General features: G+C 61.1%; 16 protein-coding genes. 7 read left to right on the plus strand and 9 right to left on the minus strand.

The window, feature by feature from the left end:
• Window positions 1-51: 51 nt before the first annotated feature.
• Both sdaAA and metK read right to left on the minus strand, forming a co-directional pair.
• Complete coding sequence (gene sdaAA, locus AAAV44_RS03820) at window positions 52-1659, minus strand: L-serine ammonia-lyase, iron-sulfur-dependent, subunit alpha (RefSeq protein ID WP_349114630.1); 1608 nt, start codon at window positions 1657-1659, stop codon at window positions 52-54.
• A gap of 342 nt (window positions 1660-2001) precedes the next feature.
• A complete protein-coding gene (gene metK / locus AAAV44_RS03825; RefSeq protein WP_349114631.1) occupies window positions 2002-3282 on the minus strand; it encodes a methionine adenosyltransferase in 1281 nt (426 codons plus the stop codon).
• A 277-nt stretch (window positions 3283-3559) separates the two neighbouring features.
• Here metK and gltX point away from each other — a divergent pair, with 277 nt between their 5' ends.
• The 5 genes from gltX to AAAV44_RS03850 all read left to right on the plus strand — a co-directional run bounded on the left by gltX (window position 3560) and on the right by AAAV44_RS03850 (window position 10811).
• Window positions 3560-5035 carry a glutamate--tRNA ligase gene (gene gltX, locus AAAV44_RS03830; RefSeq protein ID WP_349114632.1) on the plus strand — a complete coding sequence of 492 codons (1476 nt, stop codon included), beginning with the start codon at window positions 3560-3562 and terminating at the stop codon, window positions 5033-5035.
• 148 nt (window positions 5036-5183) lie between these two features.
• Window positions 5184-7577 (plus strand): primosomal protein N', encoded by a 2394-nt coding sequence (gene priA, locus AAAV44_RS03835; RefSeq protein ID WP_349114656.1) that lies wholly within the window; start codon window positions 5184-5186, stop codon window positions 7575-7577.
• A gap of 18 nt (window positions 7578-7595) precedes the next feature.
• Window positions 7596-8132 carry a peptide deformylase gene (gene def, locus AAAV44_RS03840; protein WP_349114633.1) on the plus strand — a complete coding sequence of 179 codons (537 nt, stop codon included), beginning with the start codon at window positions 7596-7598 and terminating at the stop codon, window positions 8130-8132.
• Between the two features lie 361 nt (window positions 8133-8493).
• A complete protein-coding gene (fmt, locus tag AAAV44_RS03845) occupies window positions 8494-9414 on the plus strand; it encodes a methionyl-tRNA formyltransferase (RefSeq protein WP_349114634.1) in 921 nt (306 codons plus the stop codon).
• The gene (locus AAAV44_RS03850) at window positions 9411-10811 is read left to right on the plus strand and encodes a transcription antitermination factor NusB (RefSeq protein ID WP_349114636.1); all 1401 of its coding nucleotides are present in this window, start codon (window positions 9411-9413) and stop codon (window positions 10809-10811) included. Before fmt ends, AAAV44_RS03850 begins: the two co-directional genes overlap by 4 nt.
• A 141-nt stretch (window positions 10812-10952) precedes the next feature.
• On the opposite strand, the gene AAAV44_RS03855 is transcribed toward AAAV44_RS03850, so the two are convergent.
• The 7 genes from AAAV44_RS03855 to glgB form a co-directional block, all read right to left on the minus strand.
• Entirely contained in the window at window positions 10953-11189 is a 237-nt protein-coding gene (locus AAAV44_RS03855; RefSeq protein WP_349114637.1) for an FmdB family zinc ribbon protein, read from the minus strand.
• 89 nt (window positions 11190-11278) lie between these two features.
• Entirely contained in the window at window positions 11279-14575 is a 3297-nt protein-coding gene (locus AAAV44_RS03860; protein ID WP_349114639.1) for a 4-alpha-glucanotransferase, read from the minus strand.
• 218 nt (window positions 14576-14793) lie between these two features.
• On the minus strand, window positions 14794-17058 hold the full coding sequence (gene glgA / locus AAAV44_RS03865; RefSeq protein ID WP_349114641.1) for a glycogen synthase GlgA: 2265 nt from the start codon (window positions 17056-17058) through the stop codon (window positions 14794-14796).
• A gap of 90 nt (window positions 17059-17148) precedes the next feature.
• Window positions 17149-18276, minus strand: a complete 1128-nt coding sequence (gene glgD / locus AAAV44_RS03870; RefSeq protein ID WP_349114642.1) for a glucose-1-phosphate adenylyltransferase subunit GlgD — start codon at window positions 18274-18276, stop codon at window positions 17149-17151.
• A 4-nt stretch (window positions 18277-18280) separates the two neighbouring features.
• Window positions 18281-19429, minus strand: coding sequence for a glucose-1-phosphate adenylyltransferase (locus tag AAAV44_RS03875; protein ID WP_349114644.1), 1149 nt, complete (start codon window positions 19427-19429; stop codon window positions 18281-18283).
• A gap of 107 nt (window positions 19430-19536) precedes the next feature.
• On the minus strand, window positions 19537-21963 hold the full coding sequence (locus AAAV44_RS03880) for a glycogen/starch/alpha-glucan phosphorylase (protein WP_349114646.1): 2427 nt from the start codon (window positions 21961-21963) through the stop codon (window positions 19537-19539).
• Between the two features lie 94 nt (window positions 21964-22057).
• Window positions 22058-24307, minus strand: a complete 2250-nt coding sequence (glgB, locus tag AAAV44_RS03885) for a 1,4-alpha-glucan branching protein GlgB (RefSeq protein ID WP_349114658.1) — start codon at window positions 24305-24307, stop codon at window positions 22058-22060.
• Between the two features lie 331 nt (window positions 24308-24638).
• Here glgB and AAAV44_RS03890 point away from each other — a divergent pair, with 331 nt between their 5' ends.
• Together AAAV44_RS03890 and AAAV44_RS03895 are read left to right on the plus strand one after the other, a co-directional pair.
• Window positions 24639-25328, plus strand: a complete 690-nt coding sequence (locus tag AAAV44_RS03890; protein WP_349114648.1) for an HAD family phosphatase — start codon at window positions 24639-24641, stop codon at window positions 25326-25328.
• A gap of 9 nt (window positions 25329-25337) precedes the next feature.
• A complete protein-coding gene (locus AAAV44_RS03895) occupies window positions 25338-25979 on the plus strand; it encodes a thiamine diphosphokinase (protein WP_349114650.1) in 642 nt (213 codons plus the stop codon).
• Window positions 25980-26174: the final 195 nt, after the last annotated feature.

Raw genomic sequence — 26174 nt, forward strand, 5'->3', positions numbered from 1 at the left:
GCATTCAAAAGAGGTGGGACATTTGTCCCACCTTTGAGTCGTTCTTTGCCGCTATCCGCACACACCGCATTTTGCACAGGCCGAAAGTGCGGCCGGAGCCTGCGCGATGCCGCCCTTTGCCGTCTCGCGCAGCGTGGCCGGCAACGCGTGGCCCACCGAGAGCATGACATGTGCCATCTGGTCAAACGGCACCAAGCTCTTAATGCCTGCGAGGGCGAGTTGTGCCGAGCTAAAGGCCGCTGCCACGCCAATGGCGTTGCGGTTTTGGCAGGGCACCTCCACGAGGCCACCGACGGGGTCACAAACGAGGCCCAGCAGGTTACTCAGCGCGATGGAACTGGCGTCGAGCGCCTGCTCGGGCGTGCCGCCGAGCATCTGCACCAACGCGGCGGCTGCCATGGCAGCGGCGCTTCCCACCTCCGCTTGGCAGCCGCCCTCGGCGCCGGCAACACAGGCGCTTGTGGTGAGGTTGAGGCCGATTGCGGCTGCGCAGTAGAGCGCGTCCATGACCTGCTCGTCGTCGAGCTGCAGGCGATCGGCGAGCGCCAGCACGCAGCCGGGCACAACACCCGCGGAGCCTGCCGTGGGGGCGGCGACAATCACGCCCATGGTAGCGGAGCGCTCGAGCACGGCCATGGCGCGGGCAACGGCGTCGGTCTGGACGGCGCCCATCAGGCTTGCACTCAAATCGTTGCAGCGGGTTGCTTCGACGAGCTTCGCCTCGCCGCCGATAAGCCCGCCGAGCGAGCGCTGCGGATTGGCGATAGGGGCCGTGGTCTCCTCGCGCATGACGTCGAGCACGCGGCGCATGGCGGCGACGGCGTGCGCCTCGCCGGTCAGGCGCGCCTCGCGCACGGCCATGACGGCGCCGATGCTGAGCCCCATTTCCTCGCACGCATCGAGCAGCTGCTCGCCGTCGTCGAAGATTTCCTTGGCCGAGACGCCGGGAGAGAGCGACGAGGCAGAACCGGGGAGCTCGATAAAGGTCGCGTAATCGACATTGTCGAGCTTGCGCAGCATGGGGACGACGGTGTCGTCGGGCGCGCCGTCGGTCTCAAAGACGGAGTAGGCCTGGCCGCCCACTTCGGTGCGGTAGGTGCGGCAGAAGGCGATGTTCACGTGGGCGTAGGCGAGCAGGTTGGTGAGCGCGGCGAGCACGCCGGGGACGTCCTTGTGCGCCACGAAGAGCGTGGAATACATGCCCGAGATGTCGACGCCGACGCCGTTAATACGGCTGATGCGCATCTTGCCGCCGCCCAGGCTCTCGCCGCGGACCTGTGCCGTGGCGCCCGTGTCGTCGACCATTTCGATGTCGACGGTGTTGGGGTGGATGGAGGCGTCGTCGCCCTTGATGTCAAAGTGATATTCGAGGCCCTGCTCGCGCGCGAGGTCGAAGGCCTGCTTGATGTTCTCGTCATCGGTGTCGAGGCCCAGTATGCCCGCGACGAGCGCACGGTCTGTGCCGTGGCCGCGGTAGGTGTGGGCGAAGGAGTTCCACAGGCCAAAGGTGACTTTGGTGATGCGGCCTTCCAGCAGGCTGGCGGCAACTTGGGCGCAGCGCAGGGCGCCGGCGGTGTGCGATGAGCTGGGGCCGACCATGACGGGGCCCAAGATCTCGAATGCCGAGGTCGTAGCTAGTGTTTGCGGCTTGCCTGCCATGGATGCTCCTTATCTATCCCGTCGTCCCGAGGGGCGGGGCATACTCTGTCCCACCGTTCAGAGGGCTTTAGTATTTGGTCGCCTGCTCGGACAGTCCTGCTCCACGGAGGCCACATTAAGTGGCCTCCGGCTCGTGCGGAACTCGCGATCGACCAAATACTAAAGCCCTCGGAACTTAGGATACATGGTTGGAGTCGCTCTGCTGCAAAATTTATCGGCCTGTGATTTATTCCATGTCCCAGGTAGGCTCATCTTCACCACCTTTAAATAAAAAAGAAGTACCGGTTGGGGCCGGTACTTCTTTTGGTGCGTTGTTATTTGGCTGTAGCTTTTCGAGTTAGCTTACAGGCCGCAGGCTGCTTTGAGTTCTTCGACTCGGTCGGTTTTCTCCCAGGTGAAGTCGGGGTCTTCGCGGCCGAAGTGACCGTAGGCTGCCGTCTTTTCGTAGATGGGGCGACGCAGGTCTAGGTCGCGGATGATTGCACCCGGGCGCAGGTCGAAGGTCTTCTCTACGGCCTCAACGATCGTGTCCTCGGCAACCTTGGCGGTTCCGAAGGTGTCGACCATGATTGAAAGGGGCTTGGAAACGCCGATGGCGTAGGCAAGCTCGACTTCGCAGCGGTCGGCCAGACCGGCGGCGACCACGTTCTTGGCGACCCAGCGCGCGGCATACGCGGCGGAGCGGTCGACCTTGGTGCAGTCCTTTCCGCTAAAGGCACCGCCGCCGTGACGACCGTAGCCGCCGTAGGTGTCGACGATGATCTTGCGGCCGGTGAGGCCCGTGTCGCCCATGGGGCCGCCCACGACAAAGCGACCGGTGGGGTTCACGTAGATGTCCGCGTTATCCCACGGCATGTTCTCAGTGGCCATGACCGGAGTGATGACGTGCTCGATGAGGTCGGCCTTGATCTTGCCCATGTCCTCGATCTCGGCAGCGTGCTGCGTGGAGATGACGATGGTCGTGACCTCGACGGGCTTGCCTTCCTCGTAGCGCACGGTGACCTGGGTCTTGCCGTCGGGACGCAGATAGGCGAGGGTACCGTCGTGGCGCACGGCGGCCAGGCGCTCGGCCAGGCGGCTTGCCAGGTAGTGCGGCATGGGCATGAGGGTCTTGGTCTCGTTGGAGGCATATCCGAACATCATGCCCTGGTCGCCGGCACCGATCAGGTCGATCGGGTCGGTGGTAGCGCCGGTCTGGGTCTCGAAGGACTCGTCAACGCCTTGGGCGATATCGGGCGACTGCTCGTGGATGAGGCTCATGACGCCGCAGGTGTCGCAGTCAAAACCGAACTTGGCACGGTTGTAGCCAATGCGGCGGATAACGCCACGGGCGATTTCCTGAACGTCTACGTAGGCCTGGGTGCGAATCTCGCCGGCGACGATGACGGTGCCGGTGGTCACGAGGGTCTCGCAGGCGCAGCGGACGTTTTCCACGTTGGCAGGCACGCCGTTGGGGGCGATGTAGCCCTGCTCCTGGAGCTCTATTTCTTTGGCGAGGATTGCGTCGAGGACGGCGTCGCTGATCTGGTCAGCGATCTTATCGGGATGACCTTCGGTCACCGACTCCGACGTAAAAACAAAGGACCCGTGTTGGGGCGGGATGGAACGAAGTTCTTCTGACATGATTGTCCTTTCAAAAACGTGTCCCGGCGACCGTTACCATTCCGCCGGGCTCTCTATGCAAGGGCACATCATAGCGCGTAAATCAAACATTCACACCCTTTCCGCACCTACTCATTGGGGACAGACATAAATGACCAGCCTTGAACTAAGAACGTCTCCAACGACTGGTCATTTAAGTCTGTCCCCAATGAGTAGGTCGGTGCCCTTTGTGCGGAGGTTGCTTTGATGCTTTATACTGGTGCGGTTAGACATCCATCCTGCAATCGAGGAGATTTCCATGGCATCAGACGTTCGCGTCCGCTTTGCACCCTCACCGACGGGCAAGCTGCATATCGGCGGCGCCCGCACCGCTATCTATAACTGGGCTTTCGCCCGTGCTAACGGCGGCACGTTCATCCTGCGCATCGACGACACCGACCCCACCCGCTCCACCGACGAGAACACACAGATCATTCTGCGCGCCATGCGTTGGCTGGGCCTGGACTGGGACGAGGGTCCCGAGGTGGGCGGCAATTTTGGCCCCTACGCCCAGACCGAGCGCCTGGACCTGTACAAGCAGGCCGCCCAGAAGCTTTGGGATGAGGGCAAGGCCTATCCCTGCTTCTGCACCAAGGAGCAGCTCGATGCCGACCGCAAGGCCGCGCAGGAGCGCAAGCACCCCTTCCAAGGCTATCAGCGCCGTTGCCGCGATCTTGATCCCGAGGAGGCCCGCCGTCGCATCGAGGCCGGCGAGTCCTACGTCCTGCGCATCAAGGTGCCTGAGGACCGCGGCGACGTCGTCATCCACGACGCCGTCCACGGTGAGGTAACCTTCGACGCCAAGGAGCTCGACGACTTTGTTATCTTCCGCTCCGACGGCACGCCCACGTACAACTTCGCGACCGTCGTCGACGACGCCATGATGAAGATCACCCACGTCATCCGCGGCGACGATCACCTGTCCAACACCCCGCGCCAGGTCATGGTCTACGAGGCCCTCGGCGCGCCCGTGCCCACGTTCGCCCACATCTCCATGATCCTGGGTGCCGACGGTAAGAAGCTCTCCAAGCGTCACGGCGCCACCTCGGTGGAGGAGTACCGCGACGCCGGCTACCTGTCCGACGCTTTCGTCAACTACCTGGCGCTGCTCGGCTGGTCGCTCGACGGCGAGACCACGATCATCCCGCGCGATGTCCTGGCCAGCAAGTTCTCGCTCGACCGCATCTCTAAGAACCCGGCGACCTTCGACCCCAAGAAGCTCGATTGGGTCAATGCCGAGTACATCAACGGCATGTCCGATGCTCAGTTTGCCGACGAGATCATGGTCCCCGAGCTGCACGAGGCGGGTCTCATCGAGGGTAATGTCGAGTACGGCGAGGATTGGATCGATGCGCTTGCCGCCATCGTCAAGCCGCGCACCAAGATGCCGGCCGACGCCGTGACCGTCGCCGCTCCCATCTTTGCCACGGCCAAGACGCTCGAGTATGACGAGAGGTCCGTTAACAAGGGCCTGGCCAAGGAAGGCATGGGCGCCATTCTGGATGCCGCCAAGGCCGCGCTCGAGGGCGTGGACGAGTGGACCGCCGCGAACATCGACGCCGCGCTTGAGCCGCTGCCCGAGCAGATGGACCTTAAGAAGCGCGTGGTGTTCCAGGCCGTGCGCGTCGCCGTCTGCGGCAACATGGTGAGCCCTCCACTGGGCGAGACCATGGCGCTCGTCGGCCGCGACGACTGCCTGGCGCGCATCGACCGCGCCCGCACGATGGCGCTGTAGCAGCCGTGTAAACGCATGTATCCGAGCCCCGTTCACCCGAGCGGGGCTCTTGTTTCTGTAGACGTATGGGATAGGAGGTGCTGGAGCCGTGGCCGAGCAACTGTCGCTGTTTGGTTCGCCGGAACCGGAGGAGGTTCCGGTGAAGCCAGTGTCTGCCGCTGCCTCGGCTCAGCCTAAGCCTGCACCTGAGCCCATCGCCGCCTATGCGAGCGTGGTTCTCGACATCCCGACGCGTGCGCTGTCCGAGCCGTTTGCCTATGGCATTCCTCAACCCCTTGCTAGCGACGCGCAGATCGGATCCACGGTCCTGGTCCATTTTGGCAACCGTGCTGCCGCAGGCTACATCGTCGACATTGCGCCCGAGCTGGGCGATCTGCAGGGCAATAGCGCGCTCGACCCCGCGCGCATTAAAGCCGTCGAAGCCATCCTCAGCAAACCGCTCTTTACCGCCGAGGCTGCCCGTATCGCGCGCTGGATGAGCCGCGAGTATGTCGCGACGCTTTCCGAGTGCCTGCGCCTGTTTTTGCCCCCGGGTGGAAGCCCGCGCGTGGTCAAGGGCGACGACGGCGTGTGGACGGTTGAACGTCCCGCCGTCAAGCCTATCCAAAACCGCTGGGTCATGCTCACGCCCGAGGGCTTTGACTATACGCCGCCCAAGACCGCGGTCCGCCAGCGCCAGCTCATCGAGGCACTGCGGTGCGGCCCGGTCACGACGCGTGACCTCAACCTGCTCTATAACAGCATGTCGGCTACCATCAAGGCGCTCGAAAAACGCGGCGTCGTGGTGGTGGAGGAGCGCCGTGCGTGGCGTGGCTGCAATGAACAGACCACGCTCTCCTCGGCAAGCGGCAAGGCACCGGTCGCACTCACCAACGGTCAGCAGCAGGCGCTCGCGCAGATTGAGCGCGCCCGTCTGGACGCTCATGGCGACGTGGTGCTGGTCGACGGCGTCACCGGCTCCGGCAAAACCGAGGTTTATCTCTCCGCCATCGAGCGCGTGCTCGCGGCCGGTCGCTCGGCGTGCGTGCTTGTGCCCGAAATCTCGCTGACGGCCCAGACCGTCGGCCGCTTCCGCTCGCGCTTTGGCGAGACGGTCGCCGTGTTCCATTCGCGCCTTTCGGCCGGCGAGCGTCTGGACCAGTGGGATATGGTCGCCAGCGGTGCGGCCCGCGTGGTTGTCGGCGCCCGCTCGGCGCTCTTTTGCCCGCTCAGCGACTTGGGCCTCATCATCATCGACGAGGAGCACGAGACCAGCTACAAGCAGGGTTCCAGCCCGCGCTACCATGCGCGTGAAGTGGCGGCCGAGATGGCGCGGCGCTACCGCTGCCCGCTCGTGTTGGGCTCCGCCACGCCCTCGGCCGAGGCCCTCGACCGCTGCCGCTGTGGCACGTATAACGGTGCCACCTGGACGCGCGTCGAGATGCCCGAGCGCCCGGGACACGCCGTGCTGCCGACAGTCCGCATTGCCGACCTGCGCCGCGAGTTCTCGCACGGCAGCCGCTGCATGTTCTCAAAACCCTTGATGGAGGGCTTGGAGCGTGTGGTCGAGCGCCGCGAGAAGGCCGTGCTGTTGCACAACCGCCGTGGCTTCGCGCCGTTTTTGATGTGTCGCGAGTGCGGTTGCGTCCCCACCTGCAACCACTGCTCCACGGCGCTTACGTACCACGAGCGTACCCATGCGTTGCAGTGCCACACCTGTGGTTCTTCCTGGCGTGTGCAGCCCTATCCGGCGCCCACAAGTCGCTGCCCCAAGTGCGGCAGCCGTTACCTGGCAAAAATGGGTCTGGGTACGCAGCAGATCGAGGACGCGCTGCACCAGATGCTGCCCGACGACGTCGCCATTATTCGCATGGATGCCGATTCCACGCGCGGCAAGGACGCGCACAAAAAGTTGCTCGAGCAGTTCGATGCGGCGGATTGTGCCGTGTTGCTGGGCACCCAAATGATCGCAAAGGGTCTCGATTTTCCCGAGGTCACACTGGTAGGCGTGGTCAATGCCGACTTCGCCCTTAAGCTGCCGGACTTCCGCGCAGGGGAGCGCGCCTACGATCTGCTGGAACAGGTGGCGGGCCGTGCCGGTCGCGGCGATCGTCCCGGCGAGGTGATCATCCAGACCTACCTGCCCGAGGACCCGGTCATTCGCGCCGTCGCTGAGCATGACCGTTCGATCTTTACCGACTACGACCTGGACCAGCGCCGCGACGCGCTGTACCCGCCGTTTGTTCGCCTGGTCAACATCTTGGTATGGTCGGCGAACCGAGACGACGCGCAGAACTACATCGGACGTATCGCAAAGCTTCTTAAGCGCCGCTGGCATGCCGCCGCGCCCGACTTTTTGCGGGCGGGGAGTGCCGTGCCGCAGGTGCTGGGCCCGGCTTCGTGTGTAATCGAGAGAGCCAAGGACCGTTACCGCTTCCATCTGCTTGTGAAGTCGCCCGTGGGGTACCATGTCTCTGATGATATCGACGCCTGCCTCAAAGAGGTGGGCTCCGTGCGCGGCGTGAGCGTGAGCGTTGACGTCGACGCCTATGACCTGATGTAACAACCCGAAAGGATGGCCATGGAAGCCAACGGAATCGTACTGTCGCCCGACCCTCGTCTGCGCCAGGAGTGCGTCGTCATCGAGGAGATCACCCCGGCGATCGAGGCGCTTGCCGAGAAGATGAAGAAGATGATGTTCGAGAACGGCGGTTGCGGCCTGGCTGCCCCGCAGATCGGCGAGCTCATTCAGCTCGTCACCATCGACTGCGACTACAGTGACAAGAATGATTATGATCCGTACGTGCTTATCAACCCTGTCATTGTTGAGCAAAGTGACCATCTGGTGCCCTTTAGCGAGGGCTGCCTGTCCATCCCTGGCATTAGCTGCGAGATCGAGCGTCCCGACCATGTCGTCGTCGAGGCGTACGACTTGGACGCTAACCTGATTCGCTACGAGGCCTCGGGCGATCTGTTCTGCGTGTGCCTGCAGCACGAGATCGATCACTTGCACGGCAACACCATGTTCGAGCGACTGAAGCCCATGCAGAGGATCAAAGCAGTCAAGGAGTACCAGGACGCCCTGGCCCGCGGCGCTCGACCGGGCGAGACGGAGTAGGTCCCACCGTCCCCTTCCGCCGCAGGGCTTAGGTTTTGCTCCATGCTCAAACAGTCCTGCTCGCACGAAGAGCACATTAAGTGCTCTTCGGCTCGTGCGGAACTGCGCGTGGAGCAAAACCTGAGCCCTGCGGCGGAAGGGGACTGCGTTTTCGTGCTCCTGTTCGCCCGGGTGCCGTCGGGCCAGGGAAGGGCGTCTTCGCTGATAGGTGCTTTACTGAAAGAGCTGCTTTTATGGCGGCTCTTTCTTTGGTTTTGGGTATATTTGTTCTTGTTGAATTGTTCTTGCGGATAGGCTTGGTACTTGGCTTTCCGCTGTTCTTTGTAGCCGTCTCGGCTTTGGTTGAGAGGAGACGATCTTTATGCGTATTGTGTTTATGGGTACGCCTGATTTTGCTGTGCCTTCGCTGACTTCGCTTGTTGAGGCTGGGAATGAGATTGCGCTTGTTGTTACTCGTCCTGATGCTGTTCGTGGGCGTGGTAAGAAGCTGGAGCCGTCTTCTGTTAAGGCTAAGGCGCTTGAGCTGGGGTTGCCGGTTGTTGAGGCTAATCGTATAACGGCCGAGGTTGTTGAGGCTCTCCAAGCTGCCCGGGCTGACATTTTCTGTGTGGCTGCCTATGGCTGCATTTTGCCTGATGAGGTGCTGCATATGGCGCCGCTTGGTATTGTGAATGTTCATGCGTCTTTGCTGCCTCGTTGGCGTGGCGCCGCTCCTATTCAGCGTGCGATTCTTGCTGGTGATGAGGTTGCTGGCGTTTCCATTATGCGCATTGGACATGGCGTGGATACTGGTGCTTATTGTGCTCAGGCTTCCACGTCGGTTGCCGGTAAGCATGCTGAGGCGCTGACCATGGAGCTTGGTGAGCTTGGCGGCAAACTGCTTGCCGATACGCTTCCTTCTCTTGCCGATGGCACCGCCGTGTGGACTGAGCAGGATGAGTCGCTCGTCACTCATGCTGCCAAGATTTCCAAGCTGGAGATGCGTCTGGATCCGCAGATGGCTGCGCTCGATTGCGTGCGTCATGTGCTCGCTTCGTCCGATACCGCGCCTGCTCGTTGCGTGATTGCCGGCAAGACCGTGCGTGTGCTCGATGCTGCGCTGGCCGATGTTTCGCTTGGCAAGGGCGGCGTTGACGTTAAGAATAAGCGTGTTTTCCTTGGCCTTTCCGATGGTGCGGTTGAACTGCTCGAGGTTAAGCCTGATGGCAAGCGTGCCATGGCCGCTTCTGCTTGGGCTGCTGGGCTGCAAGGCGCCGATCTTGCATGGGGTGTTTTGTCATGAGCAAGCTGTCTCCCGCGCGCAAACTTGCGCTCGATGTGCTAATGGAGGCCGATCGCCGCGGCATGTATGCGCGCGACGTGCTGTCCTCTCGCGCATCGGCCAAGGCTATTGACCAGCGCGATTCCGCTTTTGCAGCTCGCTTGGCGCTTGGTGTGGCCGCCACGCAGGGTATTTTGGACGAACTGCTCGATCAGTTTCTCGATAAGCCTAAAAAGGTTGCGCCGCGTGTTCGCATGGCGCTTCGTATCTCGGCCTTCGAGATGCTCTATCTGCATACGCCTGGTCGCGTTGCGGTGAGTCAGGGCGTTGAGCTGGTGCGCAGCGGAGCTAAGTCTGCCGCCGGTTTGGCCAATGCCGTGCTGCATAAGGTCGCGGACAACGTTGAGGACTTTGCCACGGCGTCCGATGTAGATGAGTCTGAGCGACGCCTGGTTCGTCTGTCGCGCCTGATGGGACTGCCGCGTTGGCTGTGCGCTCGCATTATGGCATCGTTCGACACGCCAGAGGGTGCGCTTAACTTTGCCGGCAATCTGGCCCCCGCGCCACTGGCCCTGCATGAGAACGCCTTTGCGACCAAGCCCGATCCGTATATCTCGCAGCTCGTCGCGCCTGTCTTCCCGGGCTGCCATGCCCCGGTTGATGCCCAGGTTACCGTTGCTTCGGGTGTGTTTGAGCGTGCTGCCGCGGTGGCATCTGATCTCAACGCGCAGCTTATCGCCACGGCAGCCACGCGCCCTGGAAGCTGCCTTGAGATTGGTGCCGGTCGTGGCACCAAGACCTATGTGATGATGTGCCAGGCCAAGCGTGCGGGCTATGAACGTCAGCATACGGCGCTTGACCTGCATGATCGCAAGTGCGATCTGAATCTCGCTCGCCTGCATAAGGCCGGTATTCAGGGCGTTCGTACGGTTTCGGGTGATGCTTGCGAGCTCGATGAGGTTCTCACATCGTTTGATGCCATGCGCGGTGAGCGGGTCAAGTTCGATACCGTGTTTATCGATGCGCCGTGCTCAGGCACCGGAACCATGCGTCGTCATCCCGAGATCCCGTGGCGTCTGACCGAAAAGGATGTGACGGTTGAGCTGCCCAAACTGCAGCTGTCGATGCTCAAGGAAGCCGCCGCGCGCGTGGCTGCCGGCGGCGAGCTCATCTATGCGACGTGCTCGGTCTTCGACGAGGAGAACACGCAGGTGGTGGATGCTTTCCTTGCTTCTCCTGAGGGCGCCGGCTTTAGCGTGGCATCGCTTTCCGAGGCACAGATTCTGCAACTCCCTGAGTTCGATCAGGCCAAGAAGCTCGTATCCGTACGCCAAAACGATCGAGGCCTCTTCCAAAGCGTCCCCGTAAACGCCGATTCCTACGACGGCCACTTCTGCGCCAGACTGGTCCGCAAGTAACGACTAAGTTGCGGTGAAATAGGGATTAAAAAGCCGCTTCTGCCCGCCAAACAGTCCTTATTTCACCGCAACTCATAAGGAAACCTGGGTAGCTAAAGAAACAGCCCCGCGATCGGCGTTGATCGCGGGGCTGTTTGGTTTCTAGTGGCTATGCGGGCAGTTGGGGCAGCAGCCGCTCGTGGCGTTGGTGCTGGAGCCGCCGCTTCGTTGATCGGTGTTGTAGAAACCGCTGCCCTCAAATTTAATGCCGCTGGCCGAGAACGTCTTGGCCGCCGGGGCACCGCAGCTGGGGCACACGACCTCGGGGGTCTCGGACATGGGATGCTCAACCTCAAACACGTTGCCGCAGCTCGAGCACTTGTAATCGTAGCGCGCCATAAATACTTCCTTTTCAGCACAAAGCGGGCAGATTACTCTGCCCGCAAAAATTCAAACGTCTGTAACTGTACCCTATATCGGGGGTTTTATCACGCTTCGCCCCAGAATCTATGGTTGTTGCGCAGGAGCCGCGCGGTTTTGCCCTCGGCGGCTGCAATGTCCGCCTCGTCAGCCTGCCAGGTCCAGTTGCCTGTGGCCACACCCGGCACGTTCATACGTGCATCGTCGCCCAGCCCCAGTATGTCCTGCAGCGGCATCATCACGAGCGGAGCATCGCTTGCCAGGGCATTGCCCATGAGCTCGTTTGCCAATTCAATGCCGCTCGGCGCGTCGCCGCCCGTAAAGGAGTGCGTGCACCAGCCGGCAAGCGTCGAGGTGTCGTGCGTCGAGGTGTACAGGATCTTGCCCGGTGTGGGATGAATTCCGCAGCGAACGTCGTAGTCGCTAAACTCCAGCACGTCCATGCCGGGGAAACCGCAGGTCGAAGCCATTGCGCGAACACCGGGCGTCAGGTAGCCCAAGTCCTCAGCGATAAAGTTGAGCGGACCCAGCTCGTCATAGGCGGTCTGGAACAGGTCCTTGCCCGGGCCCGCCAGCCAGCGGCCGTCGGCGCATGCCTTGCCCGCGGGAATGCTGTAATAGCTGTGGAACCCCAGGAAGTGATCCAGACGCACGCGGTCGTAAAGCGAGAACGCGCGACGCAGGCGATCCATCCACCAGCTATAGCCGTTCTGCTTCATGTGGTCCCAGCGGAACGTCGGGTTGCCCCACACCTGGCCCTCGGGCGCAAAGTTGTCGGGCGGCGCACCGGAAATCTCAATCGCCTTGCCGGTATCGGACAGCCAGAAGTTCTCGGGTTCGCTCCACGCGTCTGCCGAATCGTCGGACACGTACATAGGAATATCGCCGATAACCTCGATGCCCTTCTTGTGCGCATAGTTCATGAGCTCGCACCAAGCCAGGTCAAAGCGGTACTGCATGTACGCCTGAAGCTCGGCCTCGTTGTGGAAGCGCTTGTCGTCGATCAGATGCTCGTTGTAGCGCGCAACATCTGCCGGCCAATCATGGCGCGACTCGCCCTCAAAGTACTTCTTAACGGCCATGTAGACGCAGTATTTCTCGAGCCAATCGGCATTGCGATGTTTAAACGCGGTGTACAGCGGATCGGCATCCTCGCCTCCGCGGGCCTTCCAGGTCTTAAAGTCGGCGGCCAGCTCCTCGTGGCTCTCGGGTAGCAGGTCGATATTGCCTGCAAAGGCCGAAGGACCAGCGTAAGGGGAGCGGAAGAAGTCCGTGGGGTTGACGGGAAGAACCTGCCAGTAGCGCATGCCCATGGCGGCCAGATGATTGATAAAGCGACGCGTGGGCGCGCCGATTGTACCGGGCTTGCCGTCGTCGGTCGGCACCGATGTGATATGACACACAACACCCGCACCGTGATCGAGCGGCTCCTGCAGGCGCTGCTCGGCATGGTGATAGATGATCGACGAGCCCAGCGGATAAAGATCGAGCGTGACCGTGCCGTTGTGGATCTCGCACTCGTGACCGCTAATAACATCGCTCGCGCATTCGCCGAGCGCCGGAATCGTCACACGATGCGAATTGCGCAGGCTGCGGTTGATGATGACGGTCGCGGACTCGCCGTCTTTACCGGTACGGTTGTAGGCCAGCACCTCGTCATTGAGCGCGAAGGCCTTTATCTCGCCATCGATCATAAACGGCAGCGCGCGGCGCACGGCCGAGGCATTCTTGACGATCGCGAACGTATCGAAGTCGTGCAGGTTTTCCTTGGTCGGCATGGTGCGGCGATTTCCCGGATCGGTGAGACCCTCCAAGCCGTACTCGTCACCGTAATAGATTGAGGGAACGCCCGGGAACGTCATCTGCATGAGCGTCGCCAGCCAAAAGCGGCTCTTGGCCAGGCCCATGGAGTTCTCGTCCAGGCGCCATTTGCTGCGCTCGCTCTCGGGCAGCTGCGACTCGTCGGGGCCACCGCCGAGCACCGAGATAATGCGCGGGCGGTCGTGGCTCGACAGCAGGTTGAGCGCGCAGGACAGGGCCTCGCGCGGATAATTCTCGCGCAGGGTCTCGATATCCTCGGCAGCTTGGTAGGCGTTTTTGTAGCCCATCAAAAAGCCGATGACCATGTCGCGGAAGGGGTAATCCATAGCAGAGTCCAGCTCGGAGCCCTGCAGGTAGCGACGCAGATGGCCGTAGCTGATCTTGTTGGAGGCATCTTCCCAGACCTCGCCGAGCAGCAGCGCGTCGGGCTTCTCGGCGAGCACGGCCTTTTTAATCTCGGCCAGGAAGTCGTCGGAAAGCTCGTCGGCCACATCCAGGCGCCAGCCGTGAGCGCCGGCTCGCAGCCATTTACGAATGACGCCGTCCTTGCCCAGGAGCTTCTCTCGCACCAGCTCGGACTTCTCATTGATGGCGGGCATATTGCCCACGCCCCACCAACAGTCGTACGAGCCGTCCTCGTGGAAATAAAACGCATCGCGCCACGGCGAATCTTCGCTTTGCCACGCGCCCACGCCGGGGTAGTTGCCGTAGCGGTTGAAGTAGATCGAATCGTCGCCCGTGTGGTTGAACACGCCGTCCAGAATGATGGAAATGCCCAGCTTCTCGGCCGCCTCGCACAGCTCAGTAAAGTCCTGCTCGGTGCCCAGAATCGGATCGATCTTGGTGTAATCGGCGGTGTCGTAGCGATGGTTGCTCGCGGCTTCAAAAATGGGGTTGAGGTAGATGGCTGTAAAGCCCAGCTCGGCGATGCGAGGCAGGTCATTCTGGATACCCTTGAGCGATCCGCCGTAAAAGTCCCAGGTCTTGATGGAGCCGTCCTCGGCGCGCTCGTACACAGGCGGCTCGTTCCAGTCCTCGACCATGCGGCGCTGAATGCCCTTACGCGGTTTTTCGACCTCAGCCAGCGTGCGCTCGCGCCAGTGCTCGTCGCGGGCATAGCGATCGGGGAAGATCTGGTAGACCATACCGCGCTCGTACCACTCGGGTCGAACTTCGCGGTGCTTGTAGACGGTGACCTGGAATGACGGCACCTCGGCGTAATCGTAGGTTACGCCTTCGCCGCCGGTGCGGCCCTGTGGTGCGCCCAGGCGAACCTCGGGCTGGCCCTCGATATTGCAGATAAAGCTGTACCAGATAAGACAGGGTTCAGTGCACTCAAGCTCTACGGTAAATATGCCATCGCCCTCGTGCGTCATGGGATACCGAGACTCACCGATCTCATCGACCCAGGTGCGCAGCGTAAGCGTTGCCTGCGCGGGATCGGCATCCTCCAGAATCACGGAGAGCGAAAGGGTAGTTCCTGTGGTCACAGCGCCAAACGGAGTGCGAAACTGCGGCAGACGGCTGTTGTGTATCAATCTCATAGTACGGTCCAGTTCAATAGAATCATGGCCTGCTGGTCATGGGCTTTACGCACAGGATGTAAGTATATCTGTTGTACACAGGCTGTATAAACAACATCCGTTTACCATCGGCGAACGGTTGTCCTAGAAAATCGTTTTACCAACTATCTACAGAGAAGGGGCGCCCGATTGGAGCGCCCCTTACTTAGGGTTTGATTGGGTTTTGGATCGCCTGTGGGCTAGCGGCGCTTGCGAGTGGCTGTGGCCTTACGGACGGACGTCTTCTTGGACGGGGCCTTTTTCTCTGCCGGAGCGGCGGGGGAGACCGAAGTCTCCTTGGTGGGTTCTGGCTTGGCCTTTACCTCGGCCTTTGGCTCCTTTTTGGCGGCAGCAGGCTTGGCATCGACCTTAGCTTCCGCCATGGGAGCTGCAGCTTTGGTAGTGGCCTTCTTGGCCGTCGTCGTGCGCTTGCGCGTGGCGGTCTTGGCGGCGGGCTTGGTCTCGACGGTTGCCTCCGCCTTGGGCTCTGCAGGCGTCTCCTCGACCTTGGCTGCGGGCTTTGCGGCTGACTTGGTCGTGGCGGCCTTCGTGGTCGTCGACTTGCTTGCCGTGGTTTTCTTGGCTGCCGTTGTCTTCTTTGCGGTCGTGGTCGTCTTCTTTGCAGTAGTCTTTTCCGGAGCCTTGGTGGCCGGCTTGGCCTCAGCGACCTCGGCCTTTACCTCGGGAGCAGCCTCGGCTTCGGCGGCCTTCTTGGCAGCGGCGGTCGTGCGCTTGCGCGTGGTCGTTGTCTTGGTAGCGGTGGTTTTGGTTGCCGCCGCCTTGGTCGTCGTAGCCTTCTTAGCGGTCGTCTTGCGGGTCGTGGTCTTCTTAACTGCGGGCTTTGCAGCGGGCTTGACTTCGGCCTTTGCCTCCGGAGCCGCCTCAGCCTTCACCTCAAGCTCGGCCTTTACGGGCTCAGCTTCAACTGGCTTCTCCTCGGCCTTGGGCTCCGGCTCAGCAACAGCCTCAGGCTCGTCGACAACAGCCGCCGGCCTCTCAATCTCCGGGTGCATAAAGAAGTACAGGTCCAGATACTTGTCAGCCGAGCGCGTCCAGCTAAAGTCCTGGCTCATGGCCTGCGTGACCAGCTGGTTCCATGCGTCGCGGTTATCCCAGAACAGACGCGCCGCGCGGAATACCGCATCGCCCATCTCGTCGCCGTTAAAGTTGCTAAACGAGAAGCCCGTGCCCTCGCCGGTAAACTCGTTGTACGGGATCACGGTGTCCTTCAGGCCGCCGGTCTCGCGCACGATGGGCAGGGTACCGTAGCGCATGGCGATGATCTGCGACAGGCCGCAGGGCTCAAACTTCGAAGGCATCAGGAACATGTCGGCGGCAGCATACATACGCTGCGACAGCGCCGGATCGAACTCGATGCGTGCGGCCATGGTGCCGGGGTACTTGTCCTGGAAGTAGCGCAGGCCGTCCTCATAGTCGCGGTCGCCGGTGCCCAGCACCGCCACCTGTACGCCGCCGGCCAGGATGCGGTCGAGCGCGTACATGACCAGGTCCATGCCCTTCTGGCGCGTCAGACGCGTGACCATCACCATGAGCGGACGGTCGTCGCGAACCTCGAGACCCAGCTCTTCCTGCAGCTTTGCCTTACACACGGCCTTGCCAGAACGGTCCTCCACGGTGTAGTTGGCGGCAATGCGCTTGTCGGTTGCCGGGTCAAAGCCCTCGACGTCGATGCCATTCAAAATGCCCTGCAGCGCGTACGAACGCTCGCGCAGCACGCCGTCCAGGCCCTCGCCAAACTCGGGCGTCTGGATCTCGTTGGCATAGGTGGGGCTCACCGTAGTGATGGCGTCGGCATAGCGCAGGGCGCCCAGCATGTAGTTGATGCTGCAGGCGTCGCAACGCAGCTGCGAGGCGGCCGCGGGAATATGCGCCACACCCAGGATGTCCTCCATCACGGTGTCGCTAAACTGGCCCTGGAACGCCACGTTGTGGATCGAGAACACGGTCTTGACGCGGTCATACAGCGGCAGGCCCTGGTAGAACTCGCGCAAAAACACGGGCGCCAGCGCCGTCTGCCAGTCATTGCAGTGCAGGATGTCGCACTCAAAGCCGGCCGGCAGGTGCTGCAGGCTCTCGGTAATGGCCTTGGAGAAGAACGCAAAGCGCTCGCCGTCATCAAAGAAGCCGTACGGATAGTCGCGCGCAAAGTAGCGCTCGTTGTCGATGAACATATAGGTGACGCCGTCGTGCTCGAGCTTCTCGAGCCCGCAGTACTCATTGCGCCAGCCCAGACTCACGTAAAAGTCGGAAAAGTGCTCCATCTGCGCCTTGTACTCGTCTTTGATGGTGGCGTACTTGGGCACCATCACGATGACCTCGGCGCCGGCGCGCACAAGCGCCGCAGGCAGCGAGCCCGCCACGTCGCCCAGGCCACCGGTCTTCACAAACGGTGCGCACTCGGCCGAGGCAAACACGATCTGCATCTTTTTGCTGGAATCAGCCATATTGTCTCCCATGTTGTTATTCGAGAATAGCCGCCTGGCGCAAACCGGGCGGCTATTCTACATGTTACGAGCGATGTTGCGGTGCCAACGTTAACGTACGATCGTGGTATCGGAAGTTAACGGAGCCTTGCCCAACACCAGGATGTTCTCGGGCGTGCCGCGAAGCTCGGTGTTGGTGGGAACCACGTTGTTCTTGTCCAGGATGGCGTTCTCAACGCGGGCGCCGCTCTTGATGATGCAGCTCTGGTTGATGATCGAGTTGGTCACCGAGGCGCCTTCCTCAACAACAACGCCGCGCGATAGGATCGAGTTGCGCACGGTGCCCTTGATGATGCAGCCGGCCGAGATGATCGAGTTGCAGGCGTGGCTGCCGGTCGCGTAACGCGAAGGCGGCACGTCGTGAGCCTTGGTCAGGATCGGGCGCTCGGGGTCAAAGAGCTGGTCGGCCACGGTCTGGTCGAGCAGGTCCATGCTGCGGCGATACAGCGACTTCTCGCTAAACACGCCCACGATCTCGCCCTTGTACTCGTAGCTGCACACGTCGATGTTGCCAAAGTCGCCCTGTAGCGCCTCGAGCAGGTCCAGATAGTCGGCGGCCTGGTAGTGGTCGATGATCTCGAGCAGCGTCTCGCGGTTGACGATGCAGCAGTCCATAGAGGCGTTGTCGCCGTACACGACGCCGGCGCTCACGCCCGTCAGGCGGCCGTTCTCGTTGATCTGCAGCTTGGTCTCGTCATCGACGTTGCGCGTGGCCTTGCAGTACACCACGGTCATCTGGGCGCCGGAGTTCTCGTGCGCGTCGATGATGGTGTTGAGGTCCATGTTAAAGATGATGTTGGTGCCCATCATCACAACATAGGGCTTGTCCGAGCGCTGGAACAGCGTCTTGTTGGAGATGATGTCGCGCAGCAAGAAACGCATGCCGCCCTTGGTGGTGCCATACGCGTTGCCGGGCACCATGAACAGGCCGCCCTTCTTGCGGTCCAGGCCCCAGTCCTTGCCCGAACCCACGTGGTCGATCAGCGAGCGGTAGTTGCCCGGCATGACGACGCCGACGGTCTTAATGCCGGCATTCATCATGTTGGACAGCGGGAAGTCGATCAGGCGGTAGCGGCCCAAAAACGGAACGGACGCAATGGGGCGGTCCTTGAGCAGTACGCTGCCGTAGGTCGAAGAGTAGTTAGCGGTGATATAACCGATGGCCTTGCGATTGATCATCGGATCATTCCCCCTTTCCGATAACGACGTCATTTCCAACGACGGCCGTATCCTTGGTGGTATCGACAGAGCCGAGCTTCACGCCCTCTTCGACCGTGGAGTTCTCGCCCAAAATAGCGCGGCAGATGTGCGCGCCGCTCTTAACGTGCGCACCCGGCAGCAGCACGGAGTCCTCGACCACGGCGCGCTCCTCGATGATGACATCGGTCGAAAGGATCGAGTGGCGAGCGGTGCCGTAGATCTTGCAGCCGTTGGAGACCAAGCAGTCGTCCAGGCGGCCGTCCGGGCCAATGTAGTGCGGCGGACGCGTGGTGATGTTGGACATGATGGGGAAGTGCTTGTCAAACAGATCGAACTCGGGGTTGTTGCCCAGCAGGTCCATCGAGGTCTCGTGGAAGCTGGCGATGGTGCCGACGTCCTTCCAAAAGCCGTGGAACTCGTAGCTGTACAGGCGCTTGCCCTCGCCGAGCAGCTTGGGGATGATGTCCTTGCCAAAGTCGTGGCTCGAACGCTGGTCCAGAGCGTCCTGCTCGAGCGCCTCGATCAGGACGTCGGCCGAGAAGATGTAGATGCCCATGGATGCGAGGTTCGAATCGGGCTTATCGGGCTTCTCGGTGAACTTGGTGATGCGGCCGTCCTCGGGGTCGGTGGTCAGGATGCCAAAACGGCTGGCCTCCTCCCACGGCACGGGCATAACGCTAACCGTGAGGTCGGCGTTGTTCTCAATGTGCGTCTTGAGCATCTTGCGGTAGTCCATACGATACAGATGATCGCCCGAAAGAATCAGGACATACTTGGGGTCGTTGGCCTTGATGTAGTCGAGGTTCTGCGTAATGGCGTCGGCTGTGCCCGCATACCAGGCGCCACCGGTCTGCGTCTCGTACGGCGGCAGGATCGACACGCCGCCGTCGCGGCTGTCCAGATCCCACGCCTCGCCGGAGCCCACGTAGGCATGCAGCAGGTAGGGGCGATACTGCGTCAGAACGCCCACCGTGTCGATGCCCGAGTTGGAGCAGTTGGAGAGCGAAAAGTCGATAATGCGGAACTTGCCACCAAAGCTAACCGCCGGCTTAGCGATCTTTTGGGTGAGTGCCCCCAATCGGCTGCCCTGTCCTCCTGCGAGGAGCATCGCGATGCATTCTTTCTTACTCATCGATTTCTCCTTCTGTCATCGATGTTCCTAAACCCATTAGCGACGGGCGTGGCGCAACGTCACGCCCGTCGAGTAATGCCGTGCTGGCATAGGGGAGCTCGCGGCCTTTATGCGTGCCAGATCTCGTCGCGGTACTCGCGAATGGTGCGGTCGCTCGAGAACCAGCCGCTCGAGGCAGTGTTGAGCAGGGCCTTGCGGTTCCAGGTCCCCTGGTCGCCATAGCTGCCTGTGAGCTTCTCCCACGCATCCACGTAGCTGCGGAAGTCTGCCATGACCAGGTCGGGGTCGTTGTTGTTCATGAGCTCGTTGTAGATGCTCTCGAAGTTGCCCGAAAGGCCGGCAAACGTGTTGTCCTTGAGCTCGTCCATCACGCGGCCCAGACGCTCGCGGTCGCCGTTGAGGGTATCCCACGCAAAGTAGCTGTTGGATGCCCAGAGCTGCTCGACCTCGGGAGCGGTCAGGCCAAAGATGGCCTCGTTCTCGCGGCCAGCGAGGTCGGCGATCTCGATGTTGGCGCCGTCGAGGGTACCCAGCGTAATGGCGCCGTTCATCATGAGCTTCATGTTGGACGTGCCCGAGGCCTCCTTGCCGGCTGTAGAGATCTGCTCCGAGATCTCGGCGGCGGGATAGATGAGCTGGGCGTTGCTCACGCGGAAGTTGGGGATAAAGCAGACCTTCATGACTTCGTTGACGCGGGCATCGTTGTTGATGACTTCGGCCACGGAGTTAATGAGGCGGATGGTCTCCTTGGCAAAGGTGTAGCTCGAGGCGGCCTTGCCGCTAAAGATGAAGGTCGTCGGCGTCACGTGGAAGTTGGGATCGGCGATGCGACGGTTGTAGATGTCCATTACCTTCATGATGTTCATGAGCTGGCGCTTGTAGGCGTGGAAGCGCTTAACCTGAACATCGAAGACGGTGTTGGGGTCAATGACCAGCCCGGTCTCGGCCTTAACGTAGGCGGCCAGACGCTCCTTGTTGGCGCGCTTGGAGGCACCCACGGCCTTCAGGAACTCGGTGTCGTTCTGGAAACCTTTAAGCTTCTCCAGCTCAAAGGCGTCCTTCAGCCAGCCGTCGCCAATGGCCTCGGTCACGAGCTTGGCGTAGGTGGGGTTGGCCTCGGCAAAGAAGCGACGGTGCGAGATGCCGTTGGTCTTGTTGTTGAACTTCTCGGGCGTCAGGGCGTAGAAGTCCTTGAGCACGATGTTCTTGATGATGTCGGAGTGGATCTTTGCCACGCCGTTGACACTGTGGCTGCAGATCACGGACAGGTTGGCCATGCGAATCTCGCCGTCCCACAGGATGGCGGTCTGGCGCAGACGCTCCTGCCAGCCTTCCTGCGTGGTGTCGAACGACTCGTGCCAACGACGGCTGATCTCGTCGATGATCTGGTACACGCGGGGGAGGAGCTTGGAGAACGTGCCGATGGGCCACTTCTCCAGAGCCTCGGGCATGATGGTGTGGTTGGTGTAGCTCACGACCTGCGTCACAATGCTCCAGGCGTCATCCCACTCGAGCTTCTTCTCGTCGATGAGGATGCGCATGAGCTCGGGGCCGCACATGGCAGGGTGCGTGTCGTTGGTGTGGATGGCCACAAACTGCGGCAGCAGCTCCCAGTTAGCGCCGTGCTCCTTCTCAAAGGTGTCAAGCAGGCTGTAGATACCTGCCGATACAAACAGGTACTCCTGCTTCAGGCGCAGAAGACGGCCGTGCTCGCCGGCGTCATTGGGGTAGAGGATGGCGCTGATGGCCTCGGCCTCGGCGCGCTCGGCGTCTGCCAGGGCGTAGTCGCCGCGGTTGAAGGCCTCCAGATCGAAGTGCTCCTCGACCGGCTCGGCGGCCCATACACGCAGCTTGTTGACGGTCTCGCCGGCATAGCCCACGACGGGGATGTCATAAGGGACGGCCAGGATATCCTGCGTGTCCACCGTGCGGTAGAACGTGCGGCCGTTCTCCTCAAAGCCCTCGACGCGGCCACCAAACTTAATGGTCACGGCCTTGTCCTGACGGCGAACCTCCCAGGGATAGCCGTGGGTGAGCCACTCGTCGGTGGCCTCGACCTGGCTGCCGTTGACGATTTCCTGCTTAAACAGGCCGTAACGGTAGCGCATGCCGTTGCCGTATCCGGCAATGCCCTCGGCTGCCATGGAATCCAGGAAGCACGCGGCCAGACGGCCCAGGCCACCGTTGCCCAGTGCCGGGTCGGGCTCCTGATTCTCGATGACGGACAGGTCAAAGCCCATGTCGTCGAGCGCCTCGGCGACCATGTCACGCACGCCAAAGTTGAGCAGGTAGTTGTCGAGCAGGCGGCCGATCAAAAACTCGATCGAGAAGTAGTACACGCGCTTTTTGCCCTCAGCGGTGACGCGGGCGTCACTCTTGGTGGCAACGGTGCGTGCCTTCTCGGCCACGAGCTTGGCCAGGGCGTTAAAGCGGTCAAGGTCGCTGGCGGCCTCGATGCTCTTGCCGCTAATGCTCATGACGGCATCGCGATAGAGCTCGGTAAACTCCTGCTTGTTGTCGAAGATCTTATTCATACGTTCCTTTCCCCCGGGGATGTTTCTCCCGGAACGGTTATGACATGTATCCTACGCCCCCGCGGGGCGGGTGATTACAGCGGTAACGTCTTTGTTACGCTTTCTTGGCGGGAGCCTTAACAGCAGTTGCCTTGGCCTTGGGAGCAGCCTTTTTGGTGGCTGCCTTCTTGGCCGTGGTGGACTTGGCCGAAGCCTTGGCAGCCTTCGCCTTAGCCGGAGCCTTCTTAGCAGCCGCAGGCTTGGGCTTTACCGAGGACGTGCGCTTGCGCGTCGCCTTCTTGGGCTCCTCGATCACCGGCGGCTTATAGCTACTTGGACCGCGGCGCTTAAGCACCACGCCTGCCAGGCCGGGCACCTTCATCTCGATGGAGTCCATCTGCCCGTTCCAGGGATAGGGTTCGCTCGAGCAGGTATAGGGCTCCTCGCCGGCGTATCCGCTGCCGCCAAACTCGGGACGGTCGGAGTCAAAGATGACCTCCCAGTCGCCCTCGCGGGGCACGCCCACGCGGAAGCTCTCGTAACTCGCCGGATCAAAGTTGATCAGGATCACCAGGTCGTCATCAACGTCCTCGCCCTGACGCACAAAGCTCACGATGGACTGCTTGGAGTTATCTGCGTCGATCCAGGTAAAGCCGTCGTCGGTGTAGCCGCGCTCGTACAGGGCGGGCTCGGCGGTGTACAGGTGGTTGAGCGCCTTGATAAACGCCTGATGATGCTTGTGAGTCTCGTATTCCTCTGTCAGGAACCACTGAATGGACTCGTAGTAGCGCCACTCGATAAACTGGCCGATCTCGTTGCCCATAAAGTTGAGCTTGGCACCGGGGTGCGTCATCTGGTAGAAGGCCAGCGTGCGCAGGCCGGCAAACTGGCGCCACCAGTCGCCCGGCATGCGGCCGATCAGCGAGCACTTGCCGTGCACGACCTCGTCGTGGCTCAGCGGGCAGATGAAGTTCTCGGTAAAGGCATACATAATGGAGAACGTGAGCAGGCCGTGGTTGCCGGGGCGCCACGGAAAATCGGTCTGCATGTAATGCAGGGTGTCGTTCATCCAGCCCATATCCCACTTGTAGTGGAAGCCCAGGCCGCCGTCCTGCGGCGGGTAGGTCACGAGCGGCCACGCGGTGGACTCCTCGGCCATCATCATCACGTCGGGGTAGTGCGCCTCAACAGCGCAGTTGACCTGACGGATAAACGCGCTGGCGTCCAGGTCCTCCTCGGTACCGTACTTGTTGAACTTCTTTTGGCCCGGATCGTCGATGCCAAAGTTGAGGTACAGCATGCTGGACACGCCGTCCATGCGAATGCCGTCCACGTGGAAGTTCTCGAGCCAGTACAGTACGTTGGAAACCAGGAAAGAGCGGACCTCGCCGCGGGCGAAGTCAAACTTGTGCGTGCCCCAGTTGGGGTGAATCTCGTGCTCAAACAGCATGTGGCCGTTAAAGGTGGCAAGGCCGTGGGAGTCGGCGCAAAAACCGCCGGGGACCCAGTCCATGATCACGCCAATGCCTGCCTCGTGGCATGCATCGATAAAGTGCATGAGCTGCTGCGGGTTGCCGTAGCGCGACGTTGCGGCGTAGTAGCCGGTCGTCTGGTAGCCCCAGGAGCCATCGAAGGGATGCTCCATAAGCGGCATGACCTCGATATGCGTATAGCCCATGTCGCGCACGTAGTCCACGAGCTCCACCGACAGGTCGTCGTAGGTGTAGAACTCGCCTCGCTGCGCGGGGAAGGGATCCATGGGGCCGGGGTAGTTGCCGTACTCGTCGGGCTCGCCCTGCGGCGCGTCGCCGTGGCGCTTCCACGAGCCAATATGCACCTCGTAGATGTTAAGGGGCTGCGACATGTGGTTATGGCTGGCACGGCGCTTGAGCCATGCGGCGTCGTTCCACTTGTAACCATCGAGGGTCCACAGCACACTGGCGGTACCCGGAGGGCACTCGGCCTTAAAGGCATACGGATCGGCCTTATAGAGCTTCTCGCCCTCGTTGGTCTCGATGAGATATTTATAGAACTGGCCCTGCTCGGCGCCAGGAATAAAGCCTTCCCAAATAGCGCTCGTATGCACGGGCACCAGCGGGTTGGCTTCTTCATCCCAATTGTTAAATTCGCCAATGACATGGACACTCTTTACGTCGGGCGCCCAAACGCAAAAGCGCCAGCCGCGCGTACGGTTCTGCGTGTCGGGATGCGCGCCCATCTTTTCCCAGCTGCGCTCCCACATTCCAATGCCAAACAGGTAGACATCGTCCTTGGAGAGCTCCGGTGCGTGCGGAGCCGGTTTGCGGGTTGCGGGCTTTTTAGCCGTTGGCTTTAGCTTTGTATCGCTCACGTTTGATCCCATCATGACGCGGCAGCGTGTTGCCTTGGTGACTAGATGCGAAAGGTCCAAGGCTGCACGAATCGAAGGGACGGCGAAGTTTCTGTGATTCGTTCCACCTCGCGTGCTCGGTGGAACTTTCGGCAGAAACTACGATAACACCTGTGCGTTAGTTTTATGGACGAAAGCGGATTTGCGGGGGCGTTTAATCGGTAAGCGACATGTTTATACCACTGGCAGAATTGCCGTGGTAAAACTCTTGACAGTTTTACCAATTTGGGTTTCAAAATTGTTAGGCTGACGTTTGGTAAAACGTTTTTAGCAGGATGTTTACCATTTGATATCGAAAGGTTCGTTTATGTCCCATACCGCCGCTCCCAAGGTTGCTTTTATTTTCGATTGCGACGGCACGCTGGTTAATAGCACCTCCGTTTGGGCCTATGCCCAGCCCGAGTTATTGCACCGCCACGGTGTCGACGTGACTGTCGACGATTTTGCCCAGTTTGAGCATCTTTCGCTGGAGGACGAGTGCCAGGCCTACCACGACACGTGGGGCATTGGCGCGAACGGCGAGGAGTTGTATCGCGAGCTGGGCGAGATTTTGATCGATGGGTACTCCAAGGTGCCGCCGCGCGAGGGGCTCCTGGCTTTTTTGGAGCGGGCGAAGGCGGCGGGCATTGCCATGTGCGTTGCCACTTCCACGCCGGCCGAGCTTGTTGGGTCTGCGCTTGCGGGAGCCGGGCTCGACGCTTACATGGAGTTTGTTACCACGACGGGCGAGGCGGGACGCTCCAAACAGTTCCCCGACGTATACGAGCTGGCGCTGCGTCGCCTGGAAGAGCGCCACGAGTGCAAGTTTGAGCGCGCATGGGTGTTCGAAGACGCGGTCTTTGGCCTAAAGAGCTCTGGCACCGCAGGCTTTAAGCGTGTGGGTATCTATGACCCGCACGGCCGCATGAAGCGCGATGACGTGTGCGCCAACTGCGACATCTTTATCGACAGCTACGAGGAGCTGGACCTTGACTGTGTGCTTTCGTTTGAGGGCTAGGTGAGGGCCGTGGCTTACAAAGTACTTGTAGTCTGCGGCTCGCCCGTGGTGGCGAGCGCGGATCTGTTGCGTAGGCTAGCGGGGGAGTGCGACCACATTATCGCCGTGGACCGCGGGCTCGACGCACTGCTGGGCGCGGGACTGGGCTGCGACGTGTATGTTGGGGATGCCGACACGGTAAGCGATGCGGGCCGCGCGCTGGTCGATGCCGCCACCGACTTTGAAGTTGAGCGCCACGACCCGTACAAGGACTATACCGATCTGGCGCTGGCGCTCGATTCCGTCCGCCGTCGCTGGCCGGGTGCCGAAGTGGTTGCGACCTGCGCCACCGGTGGCCGTCCTGATATGGCGCTTTCCGTACTGGGCCTGCTCGCAGGCTACGAGGATGCCTCTATCTGGATTGCTGAAGATGAGACCACGGCCCGCATCCTGCACGCAGGCGAATCGTGGACCATCGAGGACTCCGAAGGCAAGACGTTCTCCATAATCGCAATCGCCCCCAACACCGAGGTAAGCGAACACGGACTAGAGTGGGAACTAGATCACAGCCCCCTGGGGCTGTTGGCCGACACCGGCATCTCTAATGTCGTTAGAAAAACGGCCAAGATCCAAGTTCACACCGGCACCGCCATCGCTTACCTCTACAAGTGAGGTCTATCGCATCAGGGTTTTATCGGGACGGTGGATAGAAATAAGCGCTCGAAGAGTGATTATTTCTGCCCCATTACAGTTTGAGCCGTCCGAAAGGGCGGCTCTTTTCCGTTGCACGGTTATACGATTGAGCCGTACCGGTGGTCGCTGGCCGACCGCCCCGGACGGCCGTCAGCCCCTGCCCCGTAGAGGGCC

The organism is Collinsella sp. CLA-AP-H1, assembly GCF_040092945.1.
Lineage (GTDB): Bacteria > Actinomycetota > Coriobacteriia > Coriobacteriales > Coriobacteriaceae > Collinsella.

Bases quoted from the DNA above. Each gene is read 5' to 3' on its own strand.
- AAAV44_RS03855 (WP_349114637.1), bottom strand. From the start codon at position 11,189: ATGGCGCGCTACGATTACAAGTGCTCGAGCTGCGGCAACGTGTTTGAG.
- AAAV44_RS03880 (WP_349114646.1), bottom strand. From the start codon at position 21,963: ATGAATAAGATCTTCGACAACAAGCAGGAGTTTACCGAGCTCTATCGC.
- metK (WP_349114631.1), bottom strand. From the start codon at position 3,282: ATGTCAGAAGAACTTCGTTCCATCCCGCCCCAACACGGGTCCTTTGTT.
- AAAV44_RS03860 (WP_349114639.1), bottom strand. From the start codon at position 14,575: ATGAGATTGATACACAACAGCCGTCTGCCGCAGTTTCGCACTCCGTTT.
- sdaAA (WP_349114630.1), bottom strand. From the start codon at position 1,659: ATGGCAGGCAAGCCGCAAACACTAGCTACGACCTCGGCATTCGAGATC.
- glgD (WP_349114642.1), bottom strand. From the start codon at position 18,276: ATGATCAATCGCAAGGCCATCGGTTATATCACCGCTAACTACTCTTCG.
- AAAV44_RS03875 (WP_349114644.1), bottom strand. From the start codon at position 19,429: ATGAGTAAGAAAGAATGCATCGCGATGCTCCTCGCAGGAGGACAGGGC.
- def (WP_349114633.1), top strand. From the start codon at position 7,596: ATGGAAGCCAACGGAATCGTACTGTCGCCCGACCCTCGTCTGCGCCAG.
- AAAV44_RS03890 (WP_349114648.1), top strand. From the start codon at position 24,639: ATGTCCCATACCGCCGCTCCCAAGGTTGCTTTTATTTTCGATTGCGAC.
- glgA (WP_349114641.1), bottom strand. From the start codon at position 17,058: ATGGCTGATTCCAGCAAAAAGATGCAGATCGTGTTTGCCTCGGCCGAG.
- gltX (WP_349114632.1), top strand. From the start codon at position 3,560: ATGGCATCAGACGTTCGCGTCCGCTTTGCACCCTCACCGACGGGCAAG.
- fmt (WP_349114634.1), top strand. From the start codon at position 8,494: ATGCGTATTGTGTTTATGGGTACGCCTGATTTTGCTGTGCCTTCGCTG.
- AAAV44_RS03850 (WP_349114636.1), top strand. From the start codon at position 9,411: ATGAGCAAGCTGTCTCCCGCGCGCAAACTTGCGCTCGATGTGCTAATG.
- glgB (WP_349114658.1), bottom strand. From the start codon at position 24,307: ATGATGGGATCAAACGTGAGCGATACAAAGCTAAAGCCAACGGCTAAA.